11 protein-coding genes are annotated in these 14,801 nt (G+C 64.0%); all 11 read right to left on the minus strand.

Annotated features, from left to right (window positions below; translation table 11 throughout):
* Nucleotides 1-13: 13 nt before the first annotated feature.
* Nucleotides 14-925 carry a transporter gene (locus NQL71_RS15450; protein WP_046819137.1) on the minus strand — a complete coding sequence of 304 codons (912 nt, stop codon included), beginning with the start codon at nucleotides 923-925 and terminating at the stop codon, nucleotides 14-16.
* 322 nt (nucleotides 926-1,247) lie between these two features.
* Nucleotides 1,248-1,952 carry an NAD(P)H-dependent oxidoreductase gene (locus NQL71_RS15455; protein ID WP_046819136.1) on the minus strand — a complete coding sequence of 235 codons (705 nt, stop codon included), beginning with the start codon at nucleotides 1,950-1,952 and terminating at the stop codon, nucleotides 1,248-1,250.
* Nucleotides 1,953-1,961: 9 nt separating this feature from the next.
* On the minus strand, nucleotides 1,962-3,608 hold the full coding sequence (locus NQL71_RS15460; RefSeq protein ID WP_274642972.1) for an ABC transporter ATP-binding protein: 1,647 nt from the start codon (nucleotides 3,606-3,608) through the stop codon (nucleotides 1,962-1,964).
* A gap of 2 nt (nucleotides 3,609-3,610) precedes the next feature.
* On the minus strand, nucleotides 3,611-4,438 hold the full coding sequence (locus NQL71_RS15465) for an ABC transporter permease (RefSeq protein WP_046819134.1): 828 nt from the start codon (nucleotides 4,436-4,438) through the stop codon (nucleotides 3,611-3,613).
* Nucleotides 4,439-4,441: 3 nt separating this feature from the next.
* Nucleotides 4,442-5,401, minus strand: a complete 960-nt coding sequence (locus NQL71_RS15470; protein WP_046819133.1) for an ABC transporter permease — start codon at nucleotides 5,399-5,401, stop codon at nucleotides 4,442-4,444.
* A 158-nt stretch (nucleotides 5,402-5,559) separates the two neighbouring features.
* Nucleotides 5,560-7,161: an ABC transporter substrate-binding protein gene (locus NQL71_RS15475; protein ID WP_077183675.1), complete on the minus strand. Its 1,602-nt coding sequence runs from the start codon at nucleotides 7,159-7,161 to the stop codon at nucleotides 5,560-5,562.
* Between the two features lie 98 nt (nucleotides 7,162-7,259).
* On the minus strand, nucleotides 7,260-8,675 hold the full coding sequence (locus NQL71_RS15480) for an aldehyde dehydrogenase family protein (protein WP_046819131.1): 1,416 nt from the start codon (nucleotides 8,673-8,675) through the stop codon (nucleotides 7,260-7,262).
* Nucleotides 8,668-9,858 carry a pyridoxal phosphate-dependent aminotransferase gene (locus tag NQL71_RS15485; protein WP_274642973.1) on the minus strand — a complete coding sequence of 397 codons (1,191 nt, stop codon included), beginning with the start codon at nucleotides 9,856-9,858 and terminating at the stop codon, nucleotides 8,668-8,670. Before NQL71_RS15485 ends, NQL71_RS15480 begins: the two co-directional genes overlap by 8 nt.
* A 28-nt stretch (nucleotides 9,859-9,886) precedes the next feature.
* Nucleotides 9,887-11,512 carry a 5-guanidino-2-oxopentanoate decarboxylase gene (locus NQL71_RS15490; RefSeq protein ID WP_410454522.1) on the minus strand — a complete coding sequence of 542 codons (1,626 nt, stop codon included), beginning with the start codon at nucleotides 11,510-11,512 and terminating at the stop codon, nucleotides 9,887-9,889.
* Nucleotides 11,505-13,604 carry an acetate--CoA ligase family protein gene (locus tag NQL71_RS15495; protein WP_274642974.1) on the minus strand — a complete coding sequence of 700 codons (2,100 nt, stop codon included), beginning with the start codon at nucleotides 13,602-13,604 and terminating at the stop codon, nucleotides 11,505-11,507. The genes NQL71_RS15490 and NQL71_RS15495 overlap by 8 nt, the downstream gene beginning before the upstream one ends.
* Before the next feature lie 18 nt (nucleotides 13,605-13,622).
* Entirely contained in the window at nucleotides 13,623-14,783 is a 1,161-nt protein-coding gene (locus tag NQL71_RS15500; protein WP_077183680.1) for an acyl-CoA dehydrogenase family protein, read from the minus strand.
* Nucleotides 14,784-14,801: the final 18 nt, after the last annotated feature.

The raw sequence follows: 14,801 nt of genomic DNA on the forward strand, positions 1-14,801 counted from the left end.
CACGTTGCGTGACTCACCAGTAATGCCAGAGCTGCACAAACAAGCCGTCGGTGACGGTGGTGTTGCGTCCTTTCACGCCCTTGGAATAGTGGATGGACACCTGGTCCCACATTTTCTGGGCGAACACTTTCTGTACGCCGGGCTTGAGCTGGAACAGCACACCGGCGCCGAGCGCGGTTTCGTTGGATTCAGAGAACGCGATGGCGTCGTTGTTGCGATCATCGGAGCTGAAGGTTTTCTGGTAGTCGGCACTGACGAAGGGCGTGACCTGGTAGGTCGGGCGATCGACGATGTTGTAGCCCAGGCGCAAGTTGGCGTGGCCGGTGTCGCCAGGTTCGGTGTGGTGCGGGCCATCGCCACGCAGGATCGCGCCTACCAGCAGGTCGATGTTCACCTTGCCCAGCCACTCGTTGTAGAACAGCGAAGGCCACAAGGCGTAGGTGTCGCTGCTGACCGAGTCCGCGCCAGTCGGTAGTTGCACGTAGGCTTGCGCGCCGATGGTGCGCAGCGGCGTCGGGTTGTACCAGACCAGGCCGCCGACCAAGGGATCGCCCAACCCGCTGACCCGCGTGCCATTGCCGCGAACCGCAATCTCCGGGAGGGTGATGCTGGCGATGAAGCCGGTATTGGGCAGGCCGTCCATCTTCCAGTAGTGCAACAACGACGTCAGGCCAACGTAGGTCTCGGTGTTGCTGCCGGCGACCTTGTTGCCGTGATCGTCAAAGCGTTTACGGTCGTCGTTGTATTCAAACTCCTGGCCCACGGAGTTGTAAGGCTCGGTGAAATCCGAACTGAACTGGAAGCTTTGCGGCCGGTTGCTGGCATAAGGAATGCCCGAGGCTTGCGCCGTCGCGGGAAACAAAATGCCAGCCCCCAGAACGGGAGCGAACAGGGTCGCAGCGCAACCCCATGCACGAATACTCATACCTGCCTTCCTTATTGTTATAGGAGCCAATCCCCCGAAGGGGCGTAAGGCCGAAAGCAAGGTATGACGTCTTGATGAGCCCTGGCTGGAGCTCCACCGGATCGTTGGCCGATCCTGGTGTTCGGCGAGATGGAGGCTACAAGCCCGCCACTGCACCAACAATTCCATTCTCGGCGACTTCAGTGTTTGCGTATTCAGAACAATGCTGCGGGGGTTGAACTGTAGGAGCCGGCTTGCCGGCGAAGGCGTCAGGTCAGCCAGCATCGATGTAGCATGTGCCGGCCCCTTCGCTGGCGAGCCAGCTCCTACAGGTTTTGTGGGGTCATTTAGTCAGCGGGTAAAGCTGTTCGTCGAACTGTGACAGTTTAGGAAACAGCAAGGGTTGGTCGTCGCTCAGGTGTTGCAGGCGCTGGTGGTAGTCGGCAAGGAATTCTTTGCGCGCCTCATCGCTGATGTACGGCACATGCCACGCCACAAACGGTTCCAGCACGTCGAATCCGACGTAAGCCAGGGTGCCACGCAAAAGCGGCCGCAGCATGTCCTCCAACGGACCGTGGATCGCCTCTTCTCCGAACATGTGCTCGCGGCCACCCAAGGTTACGGTGACCAACGCCTTCTTGCCGGCCAAGCCACCCTGGTCATAGAAACGCTTGCCGCCATAGCAAATCCCGGACACCAGCACCCGATCTATCCAGCCCTTGAGCATCGCCGGGGTGGAGAACCAGAAGATCGGGAAGTTGAGGATCAGCAGGTCGGCCCACAGCAGCTTGTCCAGTTCGCCCTGGATGTCCGCCGCCAGGGACTGGCTTTTCACGCCCAGGCGTTGTTCCAGGGCATAGACCAGGTACTCGGGGTTTTCCCGCGAGGAGAAGTCATCGGCGCTGGCCACCGGGTTCCAGTTCATCTTGTACAGGTCGCTGACCTGCACTTCGTGGCCTTGGGCTTCAAGGGTGGCAATGGCCTGGTCGCGCAAGGCGGCGGTGAACGATTGTGGCTCCGGGTGAGCGTGGACGATCAGTACTTTCATGAGGATTCCTTAGACTTTTTCCAGCGTAGGGTTTGAATTCGGGGTGGCGCGGCTGGCCAGCAGGCGGTCGAGCCAGTCGGGGTCCATTTGTGGTTCGGAGGAAAACAGCAGTCCGGTGTAGTCCTGGTGCGGCGGGGTGAAAATAGCACTGCGCGAGCCATGATCCACCACCCTGCCCCGTTGCATCACCAGCACTTCGTCGGCGATCGCCCGCACAGTGGCGACATCATGGGTGATGAACAGGTAGGCCACACCGAGCTGTTGCTGAATGCGGTTGAGCAGCTTGAGCACGCCTTCGGCTACCAGCTGGTCGAGGGCCGAGGTGACTTCGTCGCAGATGATCAGCTGCGGATCGGCCGCCAGGGCCCGGGCGATGCAGATCCGCTGTTTCTGCCCACCGGACAATTCACGGGGCTGGCGCTCCATGAAGGTCGCAGGATCCAGTTCGATCATCTCCAACAGCTCGGCCACCCGTGCACGCATGACCTTGCCCTTGAGCCCCAGATAGAAGGTCAGCGGCCGGCCGATGATGTCGACGATGCGCTGGCGCGGGTTCAGCGCCGTGTCCGGGATCTGATAAATCATCTGTACACGCCGCAATTGCTCCTTGCTGCGCTGGCGGAAGTCCGCCGGCAGCGGCGCGCCGTCGTACAGCACCTGTCCGTAAGTGGGCGGCAACAACCCGGTGATCAGCCGCGCCGTCGAACTTTTACCACTGCCGGACTCGCCGATCACCGCCAGGGTTTGCCCACGGTACAATTTCAGCGAAACGTCATGCAGCACCGGTTGCTGGCCGTAGCTGGCGCAAGCGTTGCGCAATTCCAGCAGCGGCTTCTCCTGCTGCGGCAATGCCTTGGGTTCGGTGCGGAAACTGCGCACCGCCCACAGCGACTTGGTGTAGTCCTCCTGCGGATCGCCGAGCATCTTGCGGGTTTCGGCCTCCTCTACCAGTTTACCGTGGCGCAGCACCATGATGCGGTCGGCCATCTGCGCCACCACCGCCAGGTCGTGGCTGATGTAGATCGCTGCGCTGCCGTAGGTCTTCACCGCATCGCGAATCGCCGCCAACACCTCGATCTGGGTGGTGACGTCCAGGGCGGTGGTCGGTTCGTCGAAGATGATCAGGTCCGGATGACAGGCCATCGCCATGGCGGTCATGACTCGCTGCAACTGGCCGCCGGAGACCTGGTGCGGGTAACGCTGGCCGATCTGTTCGGGGTTGGGCAAGCGCAGCACGCGATACAGTTCCACCGCCTCGCGCATGGCCTGTTCACGGCTGATAACACCGTTTTTCACCGCCGTCTCGACATGTTGATCGATCAGGCGATGGGCCGGGTTGAACGAGGCTGCCGCACTTTGTGCGACGTAGGCGATGCGTAAACCGCGCAACTTGCGCAGGGCTTCGGGTTTGGCCTTGAGCAGGTCGATGCCGTCGAAATGCACGGTGCCACCGGTAATCTTGCAGCCATCGCGGGTATAACCCATGGCGGACAGGCCGAGGGTCGACTTGCCCGCCCCGGACTCACCGATCAGCCCCAGTACCTCGCCGCGCTGCAGGGTCAGGTCGATGCCCTTGATCAATGGATGCCAGGCGTCTTCGTAATGGCCTTCGATGTGCAGGTTGCGGATTTCCAGCAAAGGTTGGGATGTCGTCATGTTCAGCATTCCTTGAGGCCGCTGGATTTGTGCAGCATCCAGTCGACGACGAAGTTGACGCTGACCGTGATCAAGGCCACGGCCAGGGCGGGCAGTAATGGACTGATGTCGCCAAAGGTAATCAGTACGGCGTTGTCGCGCACCATGCTGCCCCAGTCGGCGGTGGGCGGCTGGATGCCCAGGCCGAGGAACGACAGCGCACTGATGAACAGGAACACGAAGCAGAAACGCAGGCCGAATTCGGCAATCAGCGGCGCCGCAGCGTTGGGCAGTACCTCGCGGGTCACCAGCCAGCACAAGCCTTCACCGCGCAGACGCGCGGCTTCGACGAAGTCCTGCACCACCACGTTCATCGCCACCGCCCGGGACAGGCGAAACACCCGGGTCGCATCCAGCAGCGCGATCACCAGTACCAGCGACGTCGCATTGGTGCCAACCACACTGAGAATCAGCAAGGCGAAGATCAGCTGTGGAATGGCCATCAGGATGTCCACCACCCGCGACAGGCCCTGGTCAATGGCACCGCCCTTGATCGCTGCGACCAGCCCGCAGGTACCACCGAGCAGGAACGCCAGCACCGTGGTCAGGAAGGCAATGCCCAGGGTGTTGCGCGCGCCATAGACCAGGCGGCTAAACATGTCGCGGCCCAGGTTATCGGTGCCCAACAGGAACTGCCCGCCCCAGGGTGCGAAGCCCTCGCCCACCACCTGGGTTTCGCCGAACGGCGCCAATACCTCGGCGAACAGCGCCACCAGGATGTACACAACGATCACCAGCATGCCGAACTGCGCACTTAGCGGTGCCCGGAGCAAAGTTTTAAGCAGGCTCATGATCTACCCCTTTGGATGCATCAGGCGTGGGTTGCTGGCAATCGACAGCACGTCGGCACTGGTATTGAGCAGGATGTAGGTGGCGGCAAAGATCAGGCTGCAGGCCTGCACCACCGGGATGTCACGCTTGGCCACCGAGTCCACCAACAACTGGCCCAGGCCCGGATAGACGAACACCACCTCGACCACCACCACGCCGACCACCAGGTACGCCAGGTTCAGCGCCACCACGTTGACGATCGGCGCCAGGGCGTTGGGCAAGGCATGGCGGAAAATGATCCGCGACTGGCTGATGCCCTTGAGCCGGGCCATTTCAATGTAGGGGCTGGCCAGCAGGTTGATCAGGGAGGCGCGGGTCATGCGCATCATCTGCGCGATTACCACCAGGCTCAGGGTCGCTACCGGCAGCACCGAGCGCTCCAGTACCTCACCCAGCGAGGCGTTCGGCGAGAGATTGGAAATGCTCGGGAACCAGTTGAGCTTCACCGCGAACACCAGGATCAGGATGTAGGCGACGAAGAACTCGGGGAACGATACCGCGCTGAGGGCCGAGGTGTTGAGCAGACGGTCGAACCAGCTGTTGCGGTACAGCGCCGCGAGCATCCCCAGCAATAACGCCAGCGGTACCGAGACCATGGCTGCCAGCAAGGCCAGGCTGAAGGTGTTGCCCAGGCGACTGCCGACCAGATCGGCGATCGGCCGCTGGTTGGCCAGCGACACGCCCAGGTCGCCGTGCAGCAATTGCCAGATCCAGTGGCCGAAACGGGTCAGGGGCGGCAGGTCCAGGCCCAGTTGGGCGCGGTAGGCCGCCACGGTTTCCGGGGTGGCGGACTGGCCGAGCATGGCCTGGGCGATATCGCCCGGGAGCAGCCCGACGGCGAGGAAGATGATCACTGAAACGGCGAATAGCGATAACAGGCCCAATGCCAGGCGCTGCCCTAACAGCTTGAAAATACTTCTCATCGTGCAATTCCTTGAAATGGACACGCCAGTGGCGGCTGCGAACCGCACCTGTAGGAGCCGGCTTGCCGGCGAAGGCGACCTTGAGCCTTGCATCGGCAATTCAGACGCCTTCGCCGGCAAGCCGGCTCCTACAGAGGATCTTCAGCGCCTCAGGGGGGTTACGCCTGCCACCAGCGCTCGATGACGCGCAAGCCGTCGAGTTCGCCGTACGGCGCGGTCTGTCCGCCGTGAGCGACCTTGTTGGAACGCGCCGCCACCGAGCTGGCGAACAGCGGCACGATCGCCCCGCCGTCATCGCGGCACAGCGCCTGCATTTCGTTGTACATCTCGCGGCGCAGCGGCTCGTTCATTTCGCCCCGGGCAGCGTTGAGCAGCTGGTTGAAACGCGGGTTGTCCCAATGGGTTTCGTTCCACGCCGCGCCCTTGGCGTAGCCGATGCTGAACATGCGGTCGGCGGTCAGGCTGCTGTACCAGAACGAAGTGGTGAAGGGTTGCTTCATCCACACGTTGGAGAAAAAGCCGTCGGCGGGCTCGCGCACCACGTCGATGTCGATCCCCGCCGCACGCGCCTGCTCCTTGAACAGCACCGAGGCATCCACTGCCCCGGTGTACGCCGCGTCGGAGGCCTGCAGGCGGACCTTGAGCGAATCCAGGCCGGCCTGCTTGAGGTGAAAGCGCGCCTTGTCCGGGTCGTAGGTGCGTTGTTCCAGCGCCGTATTGATGAAGCGGCTGCCGGGCTGGATCGGGTGATCGTTGCCCACCAGGCCATAGCCGTACAGCACCGACGCCAGCAGGGTTTCGCGGTTGATCGCGTGCTTCATCGCCAGGCGCACGTCGTTGTTCTGGAACACCTGGCTGTCGGTGAGCATCGGGAAGGTGTAGTGCTGGGCGCCCTTGGTTTCCTCGATGACCAGGTTCGGGTTGCGCTTGAGCAGCGCCACGGTCTTGAGGTCGACCTTGTTGATCACGTCCACTTGCCCGGTGACCAGTGCATTGACCCGTGCCGCGCCGTCGGCAATGGCGATCAACTCGGCGCTGGCGAAGTGTGCCCGTCCTGCTTTCCAGTAGTCCGGGCTGCGTTCCAGGTTCATGCGCACGCCCGGCTCGAAGTCCTTGAGACGATAACCGCCGGTGCCGACGCCTGACTGCCAGTCCGGGGTGCCGTCCTTGCTCGGCATGATCACCAGGTGATAATCGGCGACCACATAGGAAAAATCGGCGTTGCCCGAGTGCAGCTCGAACACCACGCTGTCGCCGCCATTGGCACTGACCTTGGCCACGTCACCCAGCACGGTCTTGGCCGCCGAGGTGGATTTCTCGCCCAGATGATGCTGGATCGAGGCCACCACGTCGTCGGCGGTGAGGCTCTTGCCGTTGTGGAAGGTCACGCCCTGGCGCAATTTGAAGGTCCAGACACGCGCGTCGGGGGTTGAGGTCCAGCTTTCGGCCAGCTCAGGGATCGCCGAGCCGTCCACGGCAATTTCAGTCAGGGTGTTATAGACCGCCGAGAAGCCGACGAAGGTAAAGGTATCGCTCCACGACCCCGGATCCTTGGAGTCGGTGGTGCTGCCTCCGGCCAGGCCCAGGCGCAGCACGCCACCGGCTTTTGGCGTCGATTCCGCCGCCATGGCGCCTAATGGCAGGCCCATGGAGAACGCCCCGGCCAGCGCCGCCGCTGCTGCACTGTATTTGAGGAAGTCCCGACGCGGGAAGCTGAATTCATGGTTCGCCTGAGTAATCTTGTTTTTGTTATCGCTCATTGCATTGCCCCTGATCAAAAGCTAATGGAATACCGGTTCAAAACCACGCAAGACACCGGGCCAGGGCCCGGTGCGCACAACCTCTGAATCGCCAACAGTCACACCTGGATCGCCTTCACTTCGACGAATTCATTGAGCCCCTCTTCCCCCCATTCACGTCCGTTGCCCGATTGTTTGTAGCCGCCGAACGGCGCCTGGTAATTGAATGCCGCGCCGTTGACAAAACACTGGCCCGCCCGCAGTTGTCGGCCCAATTGCAGGGCGCGCTCGGCATTGCCGGCCCAGACGCCGCTGGACAGGCCGAACGGTGAGTCATTGGCCAGCTGGATCGCCTGCGCCTCATCGGCATAGGGGATCAGGCACAACACCGGGCCGAAGATTTCTTCCTGGGCGATGCGCATGCGGTTGTCGACGTCGGCAAACAGCGTCGGGCTGACGTAATAACCCCGTTCGAACGCCGCGGCCGAATCGCCGCCGCACAGCAACCGTGCGCCTTCCTGCTGGCCGACCTTGATGTAATCGAGCACGGTACGGCGCTGCCCGGCCGAACACATGGGCCCGAGGAAACTTTGCGGGTCGAGGGGGTCGCCCAGCTTCAGGCCCAGGGTTTCGGCCAGCGCCAGTTCCACCGCTTCGGCATAGCGGCTGGCCGGCAGCAGCATGCGGGTCAGCGCCGTGCAGGTCTGGCCGGAGTTGATCATCACGTCCTGCACGCCATAACGCACCGCAGCGGCCAGGTCGGCGTCCTCGGCGATCAGCAGCGGCGACTTTCCGCCCAGCTCCAGGCACACGCGCTTGACCGAAGGCGCCGCCGCTTGCGCGACCCGCACCCCGGCGCCGGTGGAACCGGTGAACGACACCATGTCCACGTCCGGGTGTTTGGCCAACGCTTCGCCGACTTTCGAACCGGGTCCGCTGACCAGGTTGAACACCCCGGCCGGCAGGCCGATGGCCTCGATCATCTGCGCCAGTAAAAAGGCGTGCAGCGGCGTTTCCTGGCTCGGCTTGACCACCACCGTGCACCCGGCGGCCAGGGCCGGCGCGAGTTTGCCGATCAACTGGTGCAGCGGGTAATTCCACGGATTGATGAACGCACAGACGCCCACCGCCTCGCGAATCACCAGCGAGTTGCCGACCTCGCGCACTTCGTCCATCAGGCCGGCGAGTTCGACGTACTGCTCAAGGCCCATGATCGGCCCGTCCACCTGCACCGAGCGGCACCACTGCACCGGCATCCCCAGTTCAGTGGTGATCACCGCGGCCATTTCATCGGCGCGGGCGCGCAGTTGTTCGGCCAGTGCGCGGATGTAGCCGGCACGCACGCTCGACGGCGTCCGCGACCACGGGCCAAAGGCCCTGCGGGCAGCGGCCACGGCCTTGTCGACATCGCGTTCATCGCCCAGCGGCACGCTGCCGGCCACTTCCTCGGTGGCCGGGTTGATCACCTCGGCGATGCCCTGGCCCGATGGGGTTGACCAGCGTCCATCGATAAACAGTGCCTTGTGGTTAAGCATGCGGCTGAGCCTCCATCAGTTCATGGGCACAACGGGCGATGCGCTGGCAGGCATCGCGCAGCGGTTCAGCGCCAACCACCAGGCCGAGGCGAATGTGCCCCGCCGCACTCGGTCCGAAAGCTTCACCGGCCAGCACCGACACACCGTGGCGATCGAGCAGGCGATCGGCGAATGCCTGGGCGCTGAGCCCGGTTTCGCGGATATCGACCATCACGAACATCCCGCCGTCGGGTTTCAGGGCGCGCACGCCGGGACAATCGGCCAGGCTCTCGCACACCAGGTCGCGGCGCTGGCGATAGGCTTCGCGCATGGCCTCCAGTTCCGGCAGGTTGCTTTGCAGCGCCACCACCGCGGCGTCCTGGATGAAGTCCGGGGAGCCGTAGAGCATGCACAGCGCAAGGTTTTCCAGGTGCGCGGTCAGGGACGGCGACGCCACCACCCAACCGACACGCCAACCGGTCATGGCATGGGATTTCGACAGGCTGTTGAGGGTCGCGGTGCGCTCGGCCATGCCCGGCAGGCTCGCCGGGCTGACGTGCTCGCCCTCGAACAGCAGCTCGCTGTAGACCTCGTCGGAAATCAGCCACAGGTCGTGGGCGATGCACAGTTCCGCCAGGGCTTGCCAGGTGCTGCGCGGCAGGCTTGCACCTGACGGGTTGTGCGGACTGTTCAGCGCCAGTGCGCGGGTACGCGGGGTGATGCGCGCGGCGACGTCTTCGGGCAGTACCCGAAAACCGTTCTCGGAACGCACCGGCACCGGCACCACCTTGGCACCGCATGCGCCGAACACCGCCTCGTAGGTGACGTACATCGGCTCGGCGACTATCACTTCATCGCCCGGATTGAGCACGCACTGGGCCACGCAGAACAGCGCGCACTGCGCCCCGGCAAGCACCGTGACCTCATCGGCCGAAACGACCTGGCCGCTGCGTTGCTGATGGCGCCGGGCGATGGCTTCGCGCAAGGCGCGCTTGCCGCGCACCTCGGCGTAATGGGTGTTGCCGGCCAGGAGGCTGTCGATGGCGCCTTGGACGATGGGTTGTGGCGTGTCGAAATCGGGGTCGCCCACGGACAGCAGCAGGATGTCTTCGCCCTGCTCTCGCATCGCCAGTGCGCGGTAGTGAATATCCCAGGCGGCGGCACCGTCACCGGCGATACGTTGGGTCAGATCGGAAAAGCGCATGGCCCTACTCCCTCTAAAAAGTTGAACCTCAGCGAACGCAGGCGTGCTTGAGTTCGATCAGGGTGACGCCGTTGCGCTTGAAGCCCAGGCGCAGGTCGGTTTGCAGTTCGGCGAGGTTCTGCGGCTGAGTCACGGTGCAACCGAAGGCTCGGCCAAGGGCGGCGAAATCCGGATTGCGCGGCAGCACGCCGATCGGCTCGATGTCCAGGCCGAGCATGTCGTCACGGATCTGCCCCAGGGCATCGTTGTTCCACAGCAGCACCACCAGGGGGCTGTCCAATTCCTCGACCGCGGTGGCCAGTTCCTGCGCGGTGTAGAGGAACCCGCCATCGCCCACCAGCACCAGGCCCGGCCGTTGCGGCGCGCCGAACTTGGCGCCGATGCCGGCCGGCAAGCCGTAGCCCAAGGTGCCGTAGCCGGTCGGGTGCAACCAACTGCGGGTGGCGGCGCTGTCGAAGGCGTAGTTGCCGGTGTAGGCCAGCTGGGTCATGTCGGTGCTGATGAACGCGTTTGGCGGCAGTTCGGCAGCGATGCGATCAAGGATGGCTTGATGGATCGACTGCAAAGCGCCGTGGCTGGCCTTGACCGCTTCGCGCAATGCGGCGACCGAGGCAACTGCAGCGCTGGCATCGCGTATATCGTTCGGCAGACGCTCCACAATCCCCCTGAGGGTTTGCTGTGCGTCACCTTGCAGAGCTACCGCACAGGGGTAGAAATCGTTGAATTTGCGCGAATCAATATCCACCCGCAGCAGCTCGGCGTTGAGCGGCAGGCGTTCGCGCCAGTAGTCGGTGTCGGCCATTTCGGTACCCACTGCCAGCACCACGTCGGCTTCGGCGATCAGGTTCCAGCCCGGTTCTACGCACAGGGATGAACCGGCATTGAGCGGCGCCTCGGGTGGCAGCAGCCCCTTGCCGGCGACGCTGGTGAACAGCGGCGCCGCCAGTCGGGTGCTCAGTTCATTGAGTTCTTTCGCCGCATTCAATGCGCCACCACCGGCGATGATCATCGGACGTTTCGCGCCGTTGAGCCTGGCCACGGCTTGATCCAGTGCAGCGGCGGATGCAGGACCACGCCCCGGACGACGCACCACCTCATTGCTCCAGTCGCGAGCGACCGGCGCCGACAGCACGTCCAGCGGCACCGAAATGTGCACCGGGCGAGGACGCTCGCTGTCGAACACCGCATAGGCGCGGGCAATCAGTTCCGGCAGGTCTTCAGCGGTCAATGCGACGGCAGAGAACGCGGTGATCGGCGCGGTCATGGCGCGCTGGTCCTGGCACTCGTGGAGGATGCCCCAGCCCTTGCCGAGGCTGGCCGTCTGGTTGACGCTGGAAATCACCAGCATCGGAATCGAGTCGGCGTAAGCCTGGCCGATACCGGTGGCGGCGTTGGTCACGCCGGGGCCGGTGATGACGAAGCACACCCCGGGTTTGCCACTGACCCGGGCATAGCCGTCGGCCATGAAACTGGCGCCCTGCTCATGACGGGTCAGCACGTGGCGGATGCCGCTGCCGGGCAGGCCGCGATACAGCTCAAGGGTGTGCACGCCGGGAATGCCGAACACGGTGTCGACGCCGTAGTTGGCCAGCAGGCGCACCAGCGCCTGGCCACCGGTCAAGGGTTGGTCTTGCATGTTCAGGTCCTCACGCATGAGCGATGCGAATCAACGCATCGACCGCGGTCGTGCCAAGGGCGCCGACCAACAATGGGTTCACATCGAGTTCGAGCAACTGCGCGGCGTTTTCGCAGGCGTAGTCGGCCACGGCGCGGATGGCCGCCACCAGCGCGTCCAGGTCTGCCACCTCGCGCCCGCGAAAACCTTGCAGCAACGGCGCGCTGCGCAGGCTCAGCACCGCTTGGCGAATCGCGCCGTCGGTGGTCGGCAGCAACAGGCTGCGACTGTCCTTGAGCAACTCCACCAGGATCCCGCCCGCGCCAATCACCAGCGCCAGGCCAAAATCGTTTTCGCGCTTGATGCCGACGATCAGCTCCGCCAGCGGCGGCTTGGCCATCGGCTCCAGCAGCACCTGATCGAACGGCACGCCCGGCGCGTAGGCGGCAATGTTCGCCCGCATATTGTCCAGGGCAGCGCTCAGTGCGGCGCCGTCCTTGAGGCTCAGGGCCACGGCACCGGCTTCGGTCTTGTGCGGCAACTGTTCGCTCACGGCTTTCAATACCAGCGGAAAACCCAGTGCTTGGGCTTCCTTGAGCGCGTTATCCGGGCTGCTCAATACTCCATTGGGTGTCGGTAGACCAAACATGCGCAACGCCTGTTTCGAATCCCATTCATTGAGCAACCGACCTTCGCCTTCCAGCGCCTGCGGGCAGAACGGCACCAGGGCCGATTCGCCCAGCGTGAGCAACGCCTGACGGTTGCGCTGATAACCGGCGATGCGGCCCCAGGCAGCCAGGCCATCTTCCACGCCTTGCAATGCCGCCACTCCTTGGGCATGCAAGTGCTCGCGGGCGTGGGCCGGTAACAGCTCCGGGAATGCCGAGGTGACAAAGCCGGTCTTGCCGTGCCGCGCCAGCGCCTTGCAGTACAGGTCCAGCAGCAGGTCGCACTCCTTGCGCTCGCCGGTAAACTCAGCCGGATAATCCAGTACCAGCATCGCCGCATCGGCTTCGGTGCGCAGCGCGCTGTCGAGCATACGGTTCAGGGCTTCGCCGTCGCCCCAGATGGCGGTGGTGAAATCCAGCGGGTTGACCAGGTTGGCGTAGCTCGGCAGCACCTCGGCCAATTCGCCGACTTGGCCGGCGTCGAGCTTGGGCAGACTCAAATCATTGCGCTCGGCGTAGTCGGCGATCAGGCCGGCATCGCCGCCCGAACAGGCCAGCGCGATCAGGCTGTTGCCCGCCGGCAGGTTGCCGCAGGCTGCCGCTTTGAGGGTTTCGACAAAGCTCACCGGGCCGCTGACCCGGATCACCCCGAGGCGATCGAACAGCGCGTCGTACAGCGCATCGGAACCGGACAGTGAACTGGTGTGACTGAGGGCCAGTTCGGCACCGATCTGCGACACGCCGGTTTTCAGGGCGATCACTGGAATGCCCTTCTCCAGCGCCTTGTGCGCGGCGCGGGCGAATCCCGGGACGTTCTTCAGGCCTTCCAGATGCAGGCCGATGGCGGTGACGCGTGGCTCATCGAGCAGCACGTCCATCAGTTCCGCCACGCCCAGTTGCGCCTGATTGCCGACCGAGGCCATGTAGGCCACCGGCAGCGAGCGGTCGCTCATGGACAGGTTGTAGGCGAAGTTGCCGCTTTGGGTCAGCACCGCGACGCCCTTCTCCACCGCTTTGCCACCGTGGGCCACCGGCCACAGCGCGCTGCTGTGCAGGTAGTCGAGCAGGCCGTAGCAGTTGGGGCCGAGCAAGGCCATGTCGCCCGCCGCTTCCAGCAGTCGTTGTTGCAGAGCCTGGCCTTCGGCGCCGGTTTCGGCGAAACCGGAGGCGTAGCAGATCGCGCCGCCGGTACCGATGGCGGCGAGTTCGGCCACGCAGGCCAGGGTCAGGTCGCGGTTGGTGGCAATGAACACCGCATCAGGCCCGCACGGCAGGTCGGCAATGTTGCGCACGCAAGGCACGCCTTCGAGGCTGTCGTGCTGCGGGTTGACCAGCCACATCTGGCCTGGGTAGCCGCCCTCGGCGCAACGCTTGAGGGCGCGGGCCATGCTGCGGCCACCGACAAAGGCTACATGCCGGGGCGCGAGCATGCGCTTGAGGTTGTCACGTATCGTCTGGGACATGGGTATTCTCCGGGGCGATCAGCGCAACAGCGGCCGCAGCAGTTCGCGGGAAATGATGTGCCGCTGGATTTCCGAGGTGCCTTCCCAGACCCGTTCGATCCGCGCATTGCGCCAAATGCGCTCCACCGGGCTTTCGTCCATCAGGCCCATGCCACCAAAGATCTGCACCGCCTCGTCGGCCGCGCGACCGAGCACTTCACTGGCGAACAGCTTGGCCATGCCGGCCTCGCCGTCGGTCATGGTGCCCTGGTCCATTTTCCAGGCGGTGTGCAAAGTCAGCAGTTCGGCGGCGCGGATTTGCGTGGCCATGTCGGCCAGCTTGAACGACACACCCTGGAAGTTGCCGATGGCCTGGCCGAACTGTTTGCGGTCCGCCGCCCACTGCAGCGACACGTCCAGCGCCCGTTGCGCCTGGCCCACGCAGTTGGCGGCGACCATGACCCGGCCGGCGGTGAGCCAGGCGTTGGCCACGTCCCAACCCTTGCCGACTTCGCCGAGCACTTTATTGGCCGGCACACGGCAGTCGTCGAAGAACATTTCGAAGGTGTGGTAACCGCGGTTGCTCACGCACTTGGGACCGCGGCGGATGGTCATGCCCGGGGTGTTGCGGTCGACCAGGAACGAGGTCACGGCGTTACGCTTTTTACCGTTGTGTTCGTAGGTGTCGGTGACGGCGAAGACGATGGCGAAATCGGCGTGGCCGGCGTGGCTGATGAAGTGCTTGCTGCCGTTCAGTACGAAGTCGTCGCCCTCGCGCACGGCGCGGGTCTTGATTGCGTTGGCGTCGGAGCCGGCGCCCGGTTCGGTCAGGGCGAAGCAGTCGATTTTCTCGCCCTGGATGCACGGCAACAGGTAGTCGTTGATCTGCTCGCCAGTGCAGGCCATGAGAATTTTCGACGGCCGCGCGACAAACACGTGCAGCGCCCAGGAGACCTTGGACAGCTCCCGTTCGATCAGGGCCTGGGACAGGTAGTCCAGGCCACCACCGCCCACCTCCTCCGGCATATTGAAGGCGTAGAAACCGGCGGCGATCGCCTTGCCGCGGATCTGCGCGGCCAGCTCCGGGGAGACTTCGTCGGCGCGGTCGACCTCGGTTTCATAGGGCAGCAGTTCCTTCTCGACGAAGCTGCGTACCGAGTCCACCAACATTTCTTGTTCTTGGGTCAGTTGGAAATTCATGGGTGCTACCTGTTGTTC

The sequence above is a fragment of the Pseudomonas serbica genome (assembly GCF_028823535.1).
Classification (GTDB): domain Bacteria; phylum Pseudomonadota; class Gammaproteobacteria; order Pseudomonadales; family Pseudomonadaceae; genus Aquipseudomonas; species Aquipseudomonas serbica.

What these genes read in the sequence shown, in the direction of transcription:
- NQL71_RS15455 (WP_046819136.1), bottom strand. Translation starts at nt 1,952, where the DNA reads ATGAAAGTACTGATCGTCCACGCTCACCCGGAGCCACAATCGTTCACC.
- NQL71_RS15500 (WP_077183680.1), bottom strand. Translation starts at nt 14,783, where the DNA reads ATGAATTTCCAACTGACCCAAGAACAAGAAATGTTGGTGGACTCGGTA.
- NQL71_RS15465 (WP_046819134.1), bottom strand. Translation starts at nt 4,438, where the DNA reads ATGAGCCTGCTTAAAACTTTGCTCCGGGCACCGCTAAGTGCGCAGTTC.
- NQL71_RS15480 (WP_046819131.1), bottom strand. Translation starts at nt 8,675, where the DNA reads ATGCTTAACCACAAGGCACTGTTTATCGATGGACGCTGGTCAACCCCA.
- NQL71_RS15470 (WP_046819133.1), bottom strand. Translation starts at nt 5,401, where the DNA reads ATGAGAAGTATTTTCAAGCTGTTAGGGCAGCGCCTGGCATTGGGCCTG.
- NQL71_RS15450 (WP_046819137.1), bottom strand. Translation starts at nt 925, where the DNA reads ATGAGTATTCGTGCATGGGGTTGCGCTGCGACCCTGTTCGCTCCCGTT.
- NQL71_RS15495 (WP_274642974.1), bottom strand. Translation starts at nt 13,604, where the DNA reads ATGTCCCAGACGATACGTGACAACCTCAAGCGCATGCTCGCGCCCCGG.
- NQL71_RS15460 (WP_274642972.1), bottom strand. Translation starts at nt 3,608, where the DNA reads ATGACGACATCCCAACCTTTGCTGGAAATCCGCAACCTGCACATCGAA.
- NQL71_RS15490 (WP_410454522.1), bottom strand. Translation starts at nt 11,512, where the DNA reads ATGCGTGAGGACCTGAACATGCAAGACCAACCCTTGACCGGTGGCCAG.
- NQL71_RS15475 (WP_077183675.1), bottom strand. Translation starts at nt 7,161, where the DNA reads ATGAGCGATAACAAAAACAAGATTACTCAGGCGAACCATGAATTCAGC.
- NQL71_RS15485 (WP_274642973.1), bottom strand. Translation starts at nt 9,858, where the DNA reads ATGCGCTTTTCCGATCTGACCCAACGTATCGCCGGTGACGGTGCCGCC.